The organism is Rhizobium ruizarguesonis (assembly GCF_017357285.1).
Lineage (GTDB): Bacteria > Pseudomonadota > Alphaproteobacteria > Rhizobiales > Rhizobiaceae > Rhizobium > Rhizobium ruizarguesonis.
The window spans coordinates 2815100-2830666 of sequence record NZ_CP071678.1; the positions used below are offsets into that span (position 1 = coordinate 2815100).

Sequence of the window (15567 nt, forward strand, 5' to 3'; positions counted from 1 at the left end):
GTCTATCCTCGATAGCGAAGTGCATCGACGACGAGGGCAAATGCCGGCGACGTATGCCGGCGGCTCGGATAGTAGAGATGGTAGCCGGAAAACGGCAGGCACCAATCCTCAAGCACGCGCTCCAGCCGTCCATCGGCTAGATGCGCGTCGACCAAGTTCTCCGGCATGTAGGCAAGTCCCATGCCCGCCAGCACTGCGTTCAGCCGCAGCGCTATATTGTTGAAGACCAATTGCCCTTCGACGCGAACCCTGAGTTCGCGCCCGTCCTTCTCGAACTCCCATGCATAAACGCTGCCGTAAGTCGGTAGGCGCAGATTGATGCAATTGTGATCCGTAAGGTCCTGCGGCGTCAGCGGCTTCGGCCTGGTGTCGAAATAGGCGGGAGCGCCGACCACGGCCATGCGCATGTCGGGACCGATGCGCACTGCGATCATGTCTTTCGCCACCTGTTCTCCAAGCCGCACCCCCGCATCGTAACGCTCGGCGACGATGTCGGTCAGACCGTAGTCGACAATGATCTCGACATTGATATCGGGATAATCGGGCAGCAGCTTTTGCAAGGCAGGCCAAAGGACGGCATCGGCCGCATGCTCGCCGGCATTGATGCGAATGGTGCCTGCCGGCTTCTCCCGGAACGCGCTCAAGGCAGCCAGCTCGCTCTCGATCTCGTCGAGCCGCGGTCCGATGGAAACGAGCAGACGTTCGCCCGCCTCTGTCGGCGCGACGCTGCGGGTCGTGCGTGTCAGCAATCGCAGTCCAAGCCGCTCCTCGAGCCCGCGGATGGTGTGGCTGAGCGCCGATTGCGACACACCCAGCTTGCCCGCCGCCTTCGTGAAGCTCTGTGCGCGTGCAACGGCAAGGAAGGCGATGAGGTCGTTGACGGCGGGGCGCGGCATTTATGAAACTTTCTCATGGGTTCTTGCCGTTTATACCATCTAATCGCGACCTGGCGCACGCCCTAAATACCTTGCTACTCGAGTGGACACGTCCACCCCGACATCGAAAGGAAGACAAAGATGGAGATCAAGCGAAGCGGTTCGCAGCCTTCGGCCAAGGGACCAGCCGATTGGTTTACTGGCAGCGTGCGTGTCGACCCGCTGTTTGCCGTGACCAGCCCCGCACGTGCGGCTGGCGCCAGCGTCACCTTCGAGCCCGGAGCCCGCACCGCCTGGCACACTCATCCGCTCGGCCAGACGCTGATCGTCACATCGGGCTTCGGTCGCGTGCAGCGCGAAGGCGGTCCCGTCGAGGAGATCCGCGCCGGCGACGTCGTCTGCTTCGCGCCGGGTGAACGCCATTGGCACGGCGCACCGCCGACGACGGCGATGACCCATATCGCCATCCAGGAACAGCTCGACGGCAAGGTCGTCGACTGGATGGAGCATGTCACCGATACGCAATACCAAGGTTAGAAAGGAAAACGTCTATGCAGAAGCGTGAACTCGGAAAGAGCGGACTTCAAGTCTCGGCCATCGGTCTCGGCTGCATGGGGCTGAGTTATGGTTATGGCCCGGCGACAGATATTCAGGAGGCGACCGCACTGATCCGGCGGGCGTTCGAACGCGACGTGACCTTCTTCGACACAGCCGAGGCCTATGGCCCCTATAAGAACGAAGAGCTTCTGGGAGAGGCGCTCGCGCCCTTTCGCGAAGAGGTGGTGATCGCCACGAAATTCGGTTTCAGCTTCGATGCCAATGGCGGCCAGAGCGGCATGAACAGCCGGCCGCAACAGATCCGCGCGGTGGCCGACCAGGCGCTGAAGCGTTTGAAGACCGATGTCATCGATCTCTTCTACCAGCATCGCGTCGACCCCGATGTTCCGATCGAGGATGTCGCCGGCACGGTCAAGGCGCTGATCGAGGAAGGCAAGGTCAGACATTTCGGCCTCTCGGAAGCGGGCGCCCAGACGATCCGCCGCGCCCATGCGGTCCAGCCGGTGGCGGCGTTGCAGAGCGAATATTCGCTGTGGTGGCGCGAGCCCGAACAGGAAATCCTGCCGACGCTGGAAGAACTCGGCATCGGTTTCGTGCCGTTCAGCCCGCTCGGCAAGGGCTTCCTGACTGGCGCGATCAGCGAAACGACCACCTTCGACAGCAAGGATTTCCGCAACGTCGTGCCGCGCTTTTCTCAGGAGGCGCGAAAGGCGAACCAGGCGCTCGTCGATCGTCTCGGAGAAATCGCCGCCCAGAAAAAGGCAACCTCCGCCCAAGTGGCTCTCGCATGGCTGCTGGCGCAGAAGCCCTGGATCGTGCCGATCCCCGGCACAACCAAGCTGCACCGCCTCGAGGAGAACATCCAGGCCGCTGACGTCGAACTGACGGCTGAGGATCTTGCCAGCATCGAAAGCGCGCTCGCCACGATCAAGGTGGAAGGCGATCGTTATCCCGCGCATCTGCAAGCCAGGGTCAACCGCTAAAAGCGGCCGACGGGCCATGAAGGCGACGTCTTATCGCTAAGGCTAGAACACCGGAAGAGAATCGGCCGCAGTCACTTGCGGCCAATTCTTCATTGATTGGATCATCGTCTCGGCGCCGGTGCGTTCTCCTGGAAAGCCGGTATCATCTCCAGTCTGGCGACGACCTCCGCGATATTAGGCCAGCGGGCGAGATCGAAGCCGAGGCGCCGGGCGCTGATCGCCTGCGGGAAGAGAAAGATCTCGGCAATACCCGGCTGATCCGCAACAGCGAAAGCCCCCTGCCTGCGGCCGGCGATCATCGTCTCGACCGCGGTCATTCCTTCGCCGACCCAATGACGATTCCAGGCGGTAATGGCATCGGCATCCGCCTGGAAGGCCTTGCCGAGATGCAGGCCGATCCGCGGCGGCAGCAGCGCGTGGATCTCGGCTGCGATCGCAAGCGCGATCGACCGCGCCTGCGCCCTGCCCTCCGCCGTGTCGGGCAGCAGCGGCGGCTCAGGCTGAATCTCATCAAGATATTCGACGATCGCCAGCGACTGGGTAATGAGGACACCGCTATCCGTCAGCAAGGCCGGCACCAGCCCCTGCGGATTGACGCTGCGATATCCGGCCTGCCGGCTCTCGGAATCTTCGCCGAGGATGCCAACCGGCAGCGCTTCTGCCGTCAGTCCCTTCAGAGCGAGCGCGATACGGACTCTCGACGTCGCCGAAGAAATTTCGTTCTGATAGAGTTTCACTGTCTTTCTCCTGGTGATCCAAGCGGCTGAAACGGCGGCTGTTCCCCTGAGGAAGAAGCTGCGGATGCCGCCGTCACGAGGCCCGCAAGCGGCGAAGGCTCCTGCGAGCTTACGTCGTAGATGCAGGGTGCGGCGAAGACCACCGCTCCCAAAAAACAGATGATCATCAATCTCATCAAATCCTCCATCGGCGAGGCCCGATCGGCCCCGTCTCGCTTGATTTCGGCTCTGTCTTTCTGACCACCGCAGCCAATGGCTTTCGGTGGGCAATTCCACTCGTTAGGCAACCGTCAATTCGACATGGATGTTACCGCGCGTGGCCTTCGAGTAAGGGCAGGTCTGGTGGGCTTCGTCGATCAGCGCCTTTGCGACCTCCGCTTCGATCCCCCGCAAGCTGACCTTGAGGCGGGCTTGCAGGAAATAGCCGCCATCGGCGGTTCCGAGATCAACCTCGGTGTCGACGGCAAGATCGGCTGGAAGCTTGACCTTTTGATTAGCCGCGGCGAAACCGATCGCGCCGATGAAGCAGGCAGACCAGCCGGCGGCGAAAAGCTGTTCGGGATTGGTGCCGCCGCGGTTGCTGCCCGCAGGCGAAAGCTTGATATCAAGCTGGCCGTCGTCGCTGTGCGAAGCGCCGTCGCGCCCGCCTGTCGTGTGGGTCTTGCCGGTATAGAGAACCTTGTCGATCTTTGTCATGGAACACTCCTTCTGTTGCGTCGCTACAAGCGACTGGCCGCGGTGGGCGGCCGGGTTGACGGAGTGTGGTTTGACCGACTGATATATCCGCCATGTTTCCGAAAACGCCCGAAATGTCACAAAGCGTAGCATCCGGTGTCAAGGACATCTTGGCATACAAAACCTGGCGAGATTCTGCGGCGACCCCGACGTCAACGAATGGTGACTTCCGCTGCCAGTCCGCCGCCGGCGCGATTGTAGAGCCGGAGCGACCCGCCGATCTTGGCAGTCAGCTGCTGGGCGATCGCAAGACCGAGACCGGTACCGCCGGTCTCCCGGTTGCGGGATTGCTCCAGCCGGAAGAATGGCTGCATGGCGGCCTCGAGCATATCGTCGGGGATTCCAGGCCCTCGGTCCATGACTGATATGACGATATCGTTCTCGGCGCTGCGCTCGACGCTGATCTCGGCAGCACCGGCAAACTTCAGCGCGTTGTCGATGAAGTTCGACAGGATACGGCGAAGAGCATGCGGCTTGGTGGAGGCAGCACCATGAACCAGGCCGACGACGGTGACGGCCTTGCCGGTATCCTGGTAGTCGTAGGCTATGCTGTCGATGAACGAGGCGAGATCGATGCGGGCACTCTTCTCGCCATTGCCATGCGCGCTGCGTGCATAGGCAATGCCGTCCTGAACGAGGCGCTGGATCTCGCCGAGATCGTGCACCAGCTTGTCCTTCTCCGGCGAATCCTCGGCCATATCGGCGCGCAGCCGCATGCGGGTGATCGGCGTCTGCAGATCATGCGAGATGGCCGCCAGTATCTGGACACGCTCTTCGAGGTAATGGGCGATCCTCTCCCGCATCGCGTTGAACGCCCTTGCCGCATGCGCGACCTCGCTCGGCCCCGCCTCACTCATAGCCGGGCCGTCCTTGTTCGGGTCAAGAGCATCGGCGGCGGCAGCAAGCTCGCCGAGCGGCTGGATCGCCTGGCGAACCGCGAACCAGGTGCAGAGGATGAGCAGCACCATCTGGACGACGAAGACGTAGGGCAGCCATGCGGCAATCGGCATGACGCCCTTCGGCGTGACGTCGATAGTTAACGGGCTTCCGTCGCTAAGCGTCAGATGCGCCTGCAGCCGGTTCACATCGCCAGGAATTCGTTCGATCCGGATCGGAAAGCGGTGCCCGATGGCCTCCTCGATCTTTCCTGAGATTTCCGCCCCCTTGCTTGACGTGTCAGGCACGCCGGGAAGGCCGGGCCCGAGCACGAAACGATAGTTGCCGCGGCTCAGCCGGTCGAGCAGATCGCCGCGCTCACCTGGCGGAAGCCGATCGAGAACCGCAATCGATGTTGCCACGTCATTTTCCAGCGTGCCGAGCATCACCGCCTTGGCCGACATGTACCGCTCCATATAGAGCACACTGAAGGACAGCCCGTAGGCCAAGGCCAATCCGATCAGCAGGATCAGGAAGATCCGCGACCGCAACGTGCTCGGCCACGTCAGGCCCGAACGCAAGCGGACTGCCGCCTTCATTGGCGCGGCTCCGATATCTCGACCGGAACCGAAAACACATAGCCTTCGCTGCGCACCGTCTTGATATAGGTCGGTTCGCGCGCATCGTCGCCCAGCCGCTGACGCAACCGGCTAACCAGGAGATCGATAGAGCGATCGAAGAGATCGGCGTCGCGGCCCTGCGTCAGGCTCAAAAGCTGGTCGCGATTGAGCACCCGCTGCGGGTGATCGATGAAAACGCGGAGCAGACGGTATTCGGCGCCGCTCAGCGCAATCGCGGTCCCTTCCCTGTCGAGAAGATGCCGGGCGACCGTATCGAGCCGCCAGTCACCGAAAGTCAGCAACTGTCCGGCCTCGCTGATCTGCAGGTTGGGTGGCAGCATCCGCGTCCGCCGCAGCACCGCCTTGATGCGGGCGAGCAGCTCGCGCGCGGCAAAGGGCTTGGGAAGATAGTCGTCGGCACCCATCTCCAGCCCGAGGATCCTATCCATCTCGTCGGTGCGGGCCGTCAACATCAGGATCGGGATCGCCTTGTGCCGGCCGGCGCGCAGTTCGCGGCACAGCACCAGCCCGTCGTCACCGGGCATCATCACGTCGAGCACGATCAGGTCGACGGCATTGGCGTCGACAAAACTGCGCATCTGCCGTCCGTCGGCGGCAACGCTCGTGCGCAGGCCGTTCTTCTGCAGATAGCCCGAAACCAGCTCGCGGATTTCGCGATCGTCATCGACGATCAGGATGTGATCGACATGATCCATATTTCCCTGTTCCTTATCGATAGAAGCGGCCGCGCCGGTCGCTTCGTTCCTGACCGAAGCGATAGGCGCGACCTACGCATATTCCGCTGGCCGGAGCAACGAGGCGCTACAACGGCAGCGTCGACCTAGAAACGATCGACGTCTATGACCGCCTGCGCAAAAGCCTGCGGCGCTTCCTGAGGCAAGTTGTGGCCAATGCCGCCGCCGATCGTGCGATGCTCGTATTTACCGGAGAATTTTCCGGCATAAGCGGAAGGCTGCGGATGCGGTGCACCGTTTGCATCGCCTTCCATGGTGATGGTCGGCACCGAAATGACGGGCGTTGCGGCGAGAGTCGTCTCGTAGGCATCGTACTTGGCCTCGCCTTCGACAAGCCCTAGGCGCCAACGATAATTGTGAATGACGATCGCGACGTGGTCGGGATTGTCGAAGGCAGCGGCCGATCTGTCGAATGTCGCATCGTCGAAGTTCCACTTCGGCGATGCCGTTTGCCAGATAAGCTTTGCGAAATCATGGGTGTTGCTCTCGTATCCCTGACGACCGCGTTCGGTGGCGAAATAGAACTGGTACCACCAGGCAAGTTCGGCTTTCGGCGGAAGCGGCTTCTTGTTGGCCTCCTGGCTGCCGATCAGGTAGCCGCTCACCGACACCATCGCCTTGCAGCGCTCGGGCCAGAGCGCCGCCATGATGTTGGCGGTCCGCCCGCCCCAGTCATAGCCGGCAATGACAGCCTTCTCGATATCGAGCGCATCGAGCAGCGCGATCATATCGGCGGCGAGCGCTGACGGCTGGCCGTTGCGAGGTGTGCCGTCGTCCAGGAAGCGCGTCGTCCCGTAACCGCGCAGATAAGGCACGATCACCCTGTAGCCTGCCGAGGCAAGCAGCGGCGCGACATCGACGAAACTATAGATGTCATAGGGCCAACCATGCAGCAGCAATACGACAGGGCCATCCGCCTTCCCCGCCTCGGCATAGCCGATGTCGAGCACGCCTGCCTTGACCTGCTTCAGCGCTTCGAAAGACGTGTGGGTTCCGGCCTCTGCATCAGGCGGGGCTGCGGCAGGCGCCGACTGGGCGGCGGCCTTGCCGGCCACGCCGAACTCGACCGCCGCAAGGGCGATTGCCGTCATGCCGAAGAAGCGGCGGCGGTGTTGGTTGATTTGCTCTGACATCGGTCTCTCCTGTCGAATGAATCACGGTGCTGAAAAGGCGCTCTACTTGTGTCTCCGATATGTCGCGCGCCAGCAGTTTTTGAATGCTCATGTAGCTTCCGGCCTCCGGGATACAGTCTGATACAATCGCGGCGCCTCAGCGACGCATCGGTTCGGCCGCAGCCGTTTTCGTCGCTCCTCGCGGCCACGGCAGCACTTTGTGTCGCTCTGTATCACCGTCCGCCGGCAGCAACACTTCGATACATTTTCCCGCAAAACCGGACACATCGGGGATACGTCGGCCCGGCTACATCCCGGCCATCGCTGGTCCAGGCCCATCGCCGCCCAGAGCCCGATCAAACGGTTTCAAAGGAAACGATGATGACACTTCTGATCATAGCCTATCTCGGAGGCGCGCTGACGATCCTCAGCCCGTGTATCCTGCCTATCCTCCCCTTCGTCTTCGCCCGCGCCGGACAGCCCTTCGTCAGAAGCACGCTGCCGATGCTGGCGGGCATGGCCGCCACCTTCGCGCTCGTCGCTACGCTCGCCGCGGTCGGTGGCAGTTGGGCCATTCGCGCCAATGAATATGGCCGCCTTGCCGCAATCGTCCTGCTCGCGCTCTTTGGCGCAAGCCTGCTTTCACCACGTATCGCAAGCACGCTTGCCCGGCCGATCGTCGACCTTGGCAACAATCTTATCAACGCCACCGGCGGCGGGCGCGGCACAACGACAGTGAAGAGCGCGCTTCTTCTCGGCGTTGCCACCGGACTGCTCTGGGCGCCCTGCGCCGGTCCGATTCTCGGCCTCGTGCTGACCGGAGCTGCATTGCAGGGCGCCAATCTGCAAACGACCTTCCTGCTGATCGCTTATGCCGCTGGTGCTGCAAGTTCGCTTGCCGTCGCCCTGCTTGTCGGCGGCAAGCTCTTCGCCGCCATGAAGCGCTCCCTCGGGTTTGGCGACCGGATTCGCCAGGTACTCGGCGCTGCCGTACTGGCGGGCGTCGCCGTCGTCGCGCTCGGCCTCGATACCAGCCTGCTCGCCCGGCTCTCCTACGCCAGCACTGCATCGCTGGAACAGGCCGTGCTCGACAGGCTGCATGCAAAGCCGCTCAGTGGCCCTTCTTCCGAGCTGGCGAGCAACGAGGTGATGATTGCGGCCGCCGATGCAAAACAGCCTTTCCGCAGTGATCTGCCCGTCGAAGGCTACGCGCCGTCACTTGATGGTGCGGTCGAATGGCTGAACTCAACGCCTCTCACCACCGAGCAGCTGCGCGGCAAGGTCGTGCTCGTCGATTTCTGGACCTATTCCTGCATCAACTGCATTCGCACGATCCCCTATATCAAAGCCTGGGCCGAAAAATATAAAGACCAGGGCCTCGTGGTGATCGGCGTTCACGCCCCGGAATTTGCCTTCGAGAAGAAGATCGACAACGTCAAGAAGGCGATCAGCGACTTCCAGATTGGCTATCCCGTTGCGATCGACAATGATTACAGCATCTGGCGCGCCTTCGAAAACAGCTACTGGCCTGCCGGCTATCTGATCGATGCCAAAGGCCAGATCCGTTACCACCATTTCGGCGAAGGCAATTACAACAAGACCGAAAAAGCCATTCAGGACCTGCTGCGCGAAGCCGGCAGCCAAACGACGGCAAGTGCGCCGGTCGCGCCGGATGCCAAGGGCGTGGAAGCAGGTCCTGATCTCGGTAACATCCGCTCCGGCGAGACCTATCTCGGCTACGAGCAAGCGGCGAATTTCGCCTCTCCAGAAGAGCTGCAGGCAGACACAGCGCGCAACTATACGATCGCCGAACCCGGCCTCAATGGCTGGGGCCTGTCCGGAACCTGGACCGTCGGCCGGGATCAGGCGACGCTTGATCAGCCGGGCGGCGGCATCACTTATCGCTTCAGCGCCCGCGATCTGCATCTCGTTCTTGGGCCTGGCGCCGGCGGCAAACCGGTCCGCTTCCAAGTGAAGGTCGACGGCAAGGCGCCAGGGCCTGACCACGGCTCCGACATCGATGCCGACGGCAACGGTACGGTGACCGCGACCAGGCTTTACCAGCTCGTCCGCCAGTCCGGCACGGTCGCCGCCCGCAACTTCGAGATCCGCTTCCTCGATCGCGGCGTGCAGGCCTACGCCTTTACATTCGGTTGAACCCGAAACGCATCACTATCCCAATCATCAACAACGACCCAAAGGAGTGATACCCATGAACAAACGTCTTATTTTCACCGCAGCCCTTGCCGTTGCCACGACCGCCATCGCATTCGCGGCGGGGGCTGCCGAGGTCAAAAACATCGTGATCGTCCACGGCGCGCTGGCCGACGGCTCGGGATGGCGCAAGGCGACGGACATACTCGAGAAGCGCGGCTTCAACGTCACCATCGTCCAGCAGCCCATCACCTCGCTCGACGACGATGTGGCAGCGACCAAGCGGGTTCTCGACCTTCAGGACGGACCGGTCCTGCTCGTCGGCCACAGCTATGGCGGCATGGTCATCACCGAAGCCGGCAACGATCCCGCGGTCGCGGGCCTGGTCTATGTCGCGGCGTTCCAGCCTGACAAGGGCGAAAGCCTGCTCAGCCTCGCCAGCTCGAAGCCCGCCGGCAGCATGGATATAAGGGAAACGAAGGACGGCAAATATCTCTATCTCGATCCGGGTGCCTTCGCCGCGGATTTCGCAGCCGACCTTCCGCAAGCCGAAGCCGATTTCATGGCAAAGTCACAGGTCTTCGCCGCAAAGCAGGCATTCTCCGCCAAGATCACCCAGCCAGCATGGCGGACGAAGAAAAGCTGGTCGATCGTCGCCACCGAGGATCGCTCCATCAACCCCGAGCTTGAACGCGACATGGCAAAACTTGCCGGAAGCGACGTGACTGAAATAAAGGCAAGCCACGCAGTCTTCGCATCCCAACCGGAAAAGGTTGCCGATGCGATCGAAACAGCAGCAAGAAAAGCCGGCGAGTAGCGCGCGCAGCCAGGAATGTCCTCAGCAGTCGCGAGGATGAAGCCTCTGGTCGGAAGGCCACCCCGACCAGAGGCGTGACGAACTCGCCCCTGCCGGCCTAGAATGTCGATCTTGTCGTCACCCACTTCCCCGCAGCCGAAGTGAGGCACCATCTATACAGTTTTGTGACTATTCCATCACAAAAATGGTAGGCTGGTCACAAATTCTCATTTCAAATTGCGGGGTTTCCCTGTAAAATTGTGACGATATGCCATGTTGCGCGCAACTGGCTGGCGCAGAAGCTGTAGCTCGGCGCAAATGCCGAATCGTAGCTCGAGGGGACATACAAGATGAGAATGGCAATCCCTTGTTAAATTTTGATCAGAACACTATTCCAAGTGTAAACGATAAGGGAGAGATGCGATATGGATAGTCGCAAGGGCCGGCGCATCGCAGTCTTATCCGAGGCCCTTTCACAACATCGCATTCTGCACATCAAGAATGCTGCGGAGATCCTGGGCGTCTCAGAGATGACGGTTCGGCGTGATGTCAGCGCCAATGCAGACCAATTCGCGTTTCTCGGCGGCCATATCGTTGCAGCTGTCGAAGCGGAAAACGATCCCTATGAAATTTCCAAGGCAGCCGACAGTCATGCCGCTGCAAAACGGCAAGTTTGCACACAAGCCATTGATTACATTCACCATGATGATACGGTTTTTTTCGATTGCGGCACCACCTTACCCTATCTGGTCGATCTCCTCCCAGACCAGATTCACATAACGGCGATCTGTTATGCCATGAATGTCGCTGATCGTCTGACGCGAAAACCCAACGTTCGCCTTGTTATGCTCGGTGGTCTTTACCACCCAGCATCGGCGAGCTTTTCCGGTGTCACGGGGCTGGAAATGCTCGATCAGCTTGTGATCAACGTGGCATTTCTATCGGCAGCCGGTGTCGATGCCCGGCGTGGCGCAACCTGCGCGCATTTTCACGAAGCGGAGATCAAGAAAAAGGCGATGTCCCGGGCACGAAAGAATATTCTTCTCGCCGACAGCAGCAAAATCGGCAAGCTTAAGCCAGCCTTTTTCAGCGACATGAAGTCGTTCGACGTGGTCATCACCGAAAACGGCATGAACGATTTCGATTGAGAAATCCCGCATTTTTTTCCGCCTCTGCCGAAATCTAAACTTGACGCAGCGGCGCGGTGATGCAAACTTCACAATCAGTGAAAAAAAAATCACATTTGTACCAGTCGTGAAGCTTCCTCTGCGTGCCTCTGCACTGATGGCAACAGGATCTTCACGTTCGGATCGGGAGGATTCTAGTTGGAGACCGTTGCTGTTCACAATGCGGCAAACGCGGCGCATCATGGGGGCCCTTCGCGATTGCCGGACGGCACCCATAACCGGCCGCGCAATACCGGTATGGAACTCGATCTGTCGTGGGTGCTTGATACCCGGGTCAACCTGTCTGCCACCGAGCGCCGCGTAGCCTCGCTTCCTGGACGCCGCACCGTCAAAAAGGACGCGCAGGCGGCTTGGCTCCTGAAGGCGGTGACCTGCATCGACCTGACGACGTTGAACGGCGACGATACCCCCGAACGCGTCAAGCGGTTGTGCGCGAAGGCGATGAATCCGATACGCGCCGACATTCTGGATTCCCTTGGCATGAGCGGCCGTTCGATCACCACCGGCGCCATCTGCGTCTACCATCGTTTTGTTGCAACGGCCGTCGAGGCGCTTGGAGATTCCGGCATTCCGGTCGCCGCGGTTTCGACCGGTTTCCCTGCCGGCCTCAGCCCGCACCACCTCAAGGTCAAGGAAATCGAGGCGTCAGTTGCCGATGGCGCGAAGGAAATCGACATCGTCATCACCCGCGAGCATGTGCTGACCGGCAACTGGACTGCACTCTACGAGGAAATGAAAGAATATCGCGCCGCCTGCGGTGATGCGCATGTCAAAGCCATTCTGGCGACCGGCGACCTGAAGACGCTCCGCAATGTCACCAGGGCCTCGCTGGTCTGCATGATGGCGGGAGCCGATTTCATCAAGACCTCGACCGGCAAAGAAGGCGTCAATGCGACGCTGGCCGTGACATTGACCATGCTGCGGGCGATCCGCGCCTATCAGGAGCGCACCGGTATCAAGATCGGCTACAAGCCGGCCGGAGGCATTTCCGCGGCGAAGGACGTGTTGAACTACCAGTTCCTGATGAAGGACGAACTGGGGCGCGAGTGGCTGGAGTCCGATCTCTTCCGCATCGGTGCATCAAGCTTGCTTGCGGATATCGAGCGGCAGTTGGAGCATCACGTCACCGGTGCCTATTCGGCCCTCAACAGACACCCGATTGGATGATCCAGATGACTGTTGCAAAGTATTTCGACGAAATGTCCTACGGCCCCGCCCCTGAATCCGATATCGAAGCTCGCGACTGGCTGGCGCGCCACGCTTCCGGTTTCGGTCACTTCATCAATGGCGCATTCGTGCCCTCCGCGTCGGGCAAGAACTTCGAAACGTTCGAGCCAGCCACCGGCAAGGTCCTGGCGAAGCTCGCGAACGGCGGCGCGGCGGATGTGGACAACGCAGTTGCGGCGGCCCGCAAGGCACAGGCGTCATGGGCGCGACTGCCGGGCCATGCGCGGGCGCGCCATCTCTATGCGCTTGCCCGGATGATCCAGCGCCATGCGCGTCTGATTGCTGTGGTCGAGGCAATCGACAACGGCAAGCCGATCCGCGAAACCCGCGATCTCGACGTGCCACTGGCAGCCCGTCATTTCTATCATCACGCCGGATGGGCACAAATCCAGGACACGGAATTTGCAGATCATGTGCCGGTCGGCGTCGTCGGCCAGATCATCCCGTGGAATTTCCCATTCCTGATGCTGGCCTGGAAAGTGGCGCCGGCTTTGGCGCTCGGCAACGCCGTCATCCTGAAGCCTGCCGAATTCACGTCGCTGACGGCGCTTCTCTTTGCCGAACTAGCATCCGCGGCGGGCCTTCCGCCGGGCGTACTCAATATCGTGACGGGAGAAGGCGAAACAGGCGCGCTGCTCGTCGGGCATGAGGATATCGACAAAATTGCCTTTACCGGATCGACCGAAGTCGGGCGCGTTATTCGCGAGCGTACCGCAGGTAGCGGTAAGTCGTTGACGCTGGAACTCGGCGGCAAGTCACCTTTCGTCGTTTTTGACGACGCCGATATCGACGGCGCCGTGGAAGGCGTCGTCGACGCGATCTGGTTCAACCAGGGACAGGTCTGCTGCGCCGGTTCGCGGCTTCTGGTCCAGGAAGGCATTGCCGATCTTTTCCATGAGCGGCTGAAGCGCCGAATGGAGACATTGCGGGTCGGTCAGCCTTTGGACAAGTGCATCGATATGGGTGCGATCATAGCCCCCGTGCAATTGACGCGTATCGAAGCGCTGGTGAAAAAGGGAGTTTCAGAAGGCGCGACACTGCATCAGGCCAAGATCGACCTGCCGAAGGGCGGCAGCTTCTACCCGCCGACGCTTCTGAGCGGCGTGCAGCCGACATCGATCGTCGCGACCGAGGAAATCTTCGGGCCGGTTGCGGTCTCCATGACTTTCCGCACACCGGAAGAGGCCATCCAGCTTGCCAATCACACCCGCTACGGCCTCGCCGCCAGCGTCTGGAGCGAGACGATCGGCTTGGCGCTGAACGTTGCGGCAAAGCTCGCAGCCGGCGTGGTCTGGGTGAATGCCACCAATCTTTTTGATGCCGCCGTCGGTTTTGGCGGCAAGCGCGAATCCGGATTCGGACGCGAAGGCGGACGCGAAGGTTGCTACGAATATCTGAAGCCAAAGGCTTGGGTCGGTCGCAAGGCGCGCGCAGCAATGCCGGCACTTTCGCAAGTAAAGCCGGTTGCCGGCGATTTTGCCCTGCCAAGCATCGACCGGACGGCAAAGCTCTTCATCGGCGGCAAGCAGGCACGCCCAGACGGCAATTATTCCCGTGTCATCGCCTCGCCCAAGGGCAAGGCCATCGGGGAGGTCGGCGAAGGCAACCGCAAGGACATCCGCAATGCGGTGGTTGCCGCACAGGCCGCCTCCGCCTGGTCGAATGCGACCACTCATAACCGCGCCCAGGTTCTCTATTACATCGCCGAAAACCTCAGTGGCCGCGCCGACGAGTTCGCCTCGCGGATAACAGCGATGACCGGAGCTTCCGCAGCCAATGCAAACGCCGAGGTCGACTCCGCGATTTCCCGTCTCTTCACCTACGCAGCCTGGGCGGACAAATATGAAGGCGGCATTCACCAGCCGCCGCTTCGCGGCGTTGCCCTGGCCATGCCGGAAGCCATCGGCGTCGTTGGCGTCATTTGCCCGCCGGAAGCGCCGCTGCTCGGCTTTATCAGTCTGATTGCGCCGTTGATTGCCACCGGTAATCGTGTCGTCGCCGTGCCGAGTGAGGCCTTCCCGCTTTCGGCCACGGATTTCTATTCCGTTCTGGAAACGTCGGATGTGCCTGCCGGTGTCGTCAATATCGTCACCGGGTCGGCTATCGAACTGGCAAAGATCCTTGCCGCGCACAATGACGTCGATGCGGTGTGGGCCTTCGGCTCGGCGGAACTTTCGACGACGGTGGAGAAGCTGTCTTCGGGCAATCTCAAGCGAACCTTCGTGGACAATGGCAAGGCGACGGACTGGATGGACAGAGCCGCTGCCGAAGGCGCGCTATACCTTCGCCGCGCTGTGGATGTGAAGAATATCTGGATCCCCTACGGAGAATAAGGGCTCCAACTCTGGTCATCCGGGCGGGAGGAGAACCGCACCGGCAGGCAAGAACAACGGAATTTGAGGGAATCGCAGAGTTGTAACGGACTTGCGGTTATTGGGCTCTGTTTCGCGGCACGAGGTGCTGCGAAATGGTGCAACTAAGGGAGGATTCTCATGCTGAAGAATATCGATCCGGCTCTGAATGCGGATGTGCTGCACGCGCTCCGGTCCATGGGGCATGGCGACACGGTCGTCGTTTCCGACACCAATTTTCCTTCGGATTCCATTGCCCGGCAAACGGTGCTCGGCAAGCTGTTGCGCATAGACAATGTGTCGTCTGCCCGCGCCATCGAAGCTATTCTTTCGGTAATGCCGCTGGATACGCCGTTGCAGCCGTCTGCCGGACGAATGGAAATCATGGGCGCGCCGGACGAGATCCCTCCCGTGCAGCAGGAAGTCCAGGCCGTTATCGACGGCGCCGAGGGCAAACCGGCGCCGATGTATGGCATCGAGCGTTTCGCCTTCTATGAGGAAGCCAAAAAGGCCTATTGCGTCATCACCACGGGCGAAAACCGCTTCTACGGCTGCTTCCTCTTCACCAAAGGCGTGATTCCGCCGGAAACCGTATGAGGGG

The 15567-nt window shown here is 60.9% G+C and carries 15 protein-coding genes; 8 read left to right on the plus strand and 7 right to left on the minus strand.

Features of this window, described 5'->3' with window-relative positions; all coding sequences use genetic code 11:
• Positions 1-2: 2 nt before the first annotated feature.
• Positions 3-896, minus strand: coding sequence for a LysR family transcriptional regulator (locus J3P73_RS13940; protein WP_018068642.1), 894 nt, complete (start codon positions 894-896; stop codon positions 3-5).
• 120 nt (positions 897-1016) lie between these two features.
• On the opposite strand from J3P73_RS13940, the gene J3P73_RS13945 reads away from it, so the two are divergent.
• Entirely contained in the window at positions 1017-1412 is a 396-nt protein-coding gene (locus tag J3P73_RS13945) for a (R)-mandelonitrile lyase (protein WP_130691926.1), read from the plus strand.
• A gap of 14 nt (positions 1413-1426) precedes the next feature.
• A complete protein-coding gene (locus tag J3P73_RS13950; protein WP_018068640.1) occupies positions 1427-2416 on the plus strand; it encodes an aldo/keto reductase in 990 nt (329 codons plus the stop codon).
• 101 nt (positions 2417-2517) lie between these two features.
• On the opposite strand, the gene maiA is transcribed toward J3P73_RS13950, so the two are convergent.
• From maiA to J3P73_RS13975, 6 genes are all read right to left on the minus strand, one after another.
• A complete protein-coding gene (maiA, locus tag J3P73_RS13955; RefSeq protein WP_024321894.1) occupies positions 2518-3153 on the minus strand; it encodes a maleylacetoacetate isomerase in 636 nt (211 codons plus the stop codon).
• Positions 3150-3329 carry a hypothetical protein gene (locus J3P73_RS38150; protein ID WP_080518574.1) on the minus strand — a complete coding sequence of 60 codons (180 nt, stop codon included), beginning with the start codon at positions 3327-3329 and terminating at the stop codon, positions 3150-3152. The genes maiA and J3P73_RS38150 overlap by 4 nt, the downstream gene beginning before the upstream one ends.
• Positions 3330-3432: 103 nt before the next feature.
• Positions 3433-3849, minus strand: a complete 417-nt coding sequence (locus tag J3P73_RS13960; RefSeq protein WP_012757750.1) for an organic hydroperoxide resistance protein — start codon at positions 3847-3849, stop codon at positions 3433-3435.
• A 191-nt stretch (positions 3850-4040) separates the two neighbouring features.
• A complete protein-coding gene (locus J3P73_RS13965) occupies positions 4041-5363 on the minus strand; it encodes a sensor histidine kinase (RefSeq protein ID WP_018068636.1) in 1323 nt (440 codons plus the stop codon).
• Positions 5360-6100, minus strand: a complete 741-nt coding sequence (locus tag J3P73_RS13970; protein ID WP_018068635.1) for a response regulator — start codon at positions 6098-6100, stop codon at positions 5360-5362. Before J3P73_RS13970 ends, J3P73_RS13965 begins: the two co-directional genes overlap by 4 nt.
• 125 nt (positions 6101-6225) lie before the next feature.
• Positions 6226-7272 carry an alpha/beta fold hydrolase gene (locus J3P73_RS13975; RefSeq protein WP_018068634.1) on the minus strand — a complete coding sequence of 349 codons (1047 nt, stop codon included), beginning with the start codon at positions 7270-7272 and terminating at the stop codon, positions 6226-6228.
• Positions 7273-7632: 360 nt separating this feature from the next.
• Here J3P73_RS13975 and J3P73_RS13980 point away from each other — a divergent pair, with 360 nt between their 5' ends.
• The 6 genes from J3P73_RS13980 to J3P73_RS14005 all read left to right on the plus strand — a co-directional run bounded on the left by J3P73_RS13980 (position 7633) and on the right by J3P73_RS14005 (position 15563).
• Positions 7633-9408, plus strand: coding sequence for a cytochrome c biogenesis protein DipZ (locus J3P73_RS13980; protein WP_018068633.1), 1776 nt, complete (start codon positions 7633-7635; stop codon positions 9406-9408).
• A gap of 55 nt (positions 9409-9463) precedes the next feature.
• Positions 9464-10222: an alpha/beta fold hydrolase gene (locus J3P73_RS13985; protein ID WP_130691928.1), complete on the plus strand. Its 759-nt coding sequence runs from the start codon at positions 9464-9466 to the stop codon at positions 10220-10222.
• Between the two features lie 404 nt (positions 10223-10626).
• Complete coding sequence (locus tag J3P73_RS13990) at positions 10627-11349, plus strand: DeoR family transcriptional regulator (protein WP_018068631.1); 723 nt, start codon at positions 10627-10629, stop codon at positions 11347-11349.
• A 177-nt stretch (positions 11350-11526) separates the two neighbouring features.
• Positions 11527-12555, plus strand: a complete 1029-nt coding sequence (gene deoC, locus J3P73_RS13995) for a deoxyribose-phosphate aldolase (protein ID WP_018068630.1) — start codon at positions 11527-11529, stop codon at positions 12553-12555.
• A 5-nt stretch (positions 12556-12560) separates the two neighbouring features.
• Entirely contained in the window at positions 12561-14948 is a 2388-nt protein-coding gene (locus tag J3P73_RS14000; RefSeq protein ID WP_018068629.1) for an aldehyde dehydrogenase family protein, read from the plus strand.
• A 159-nt stretch (positions 14949-15107) separates the two neighbouring features.
• Entirely contained in the window at positions 15108-15563 is a 456-nt protein-coding gene (locus J3P73_RS14005) for an RbsD/FucU family protein (RefSeq protein WP_018068628.1), read from the plus strand.
• The last annotated feature ends 4 nt before the right edge of the window (positions 15564-15567 follow it).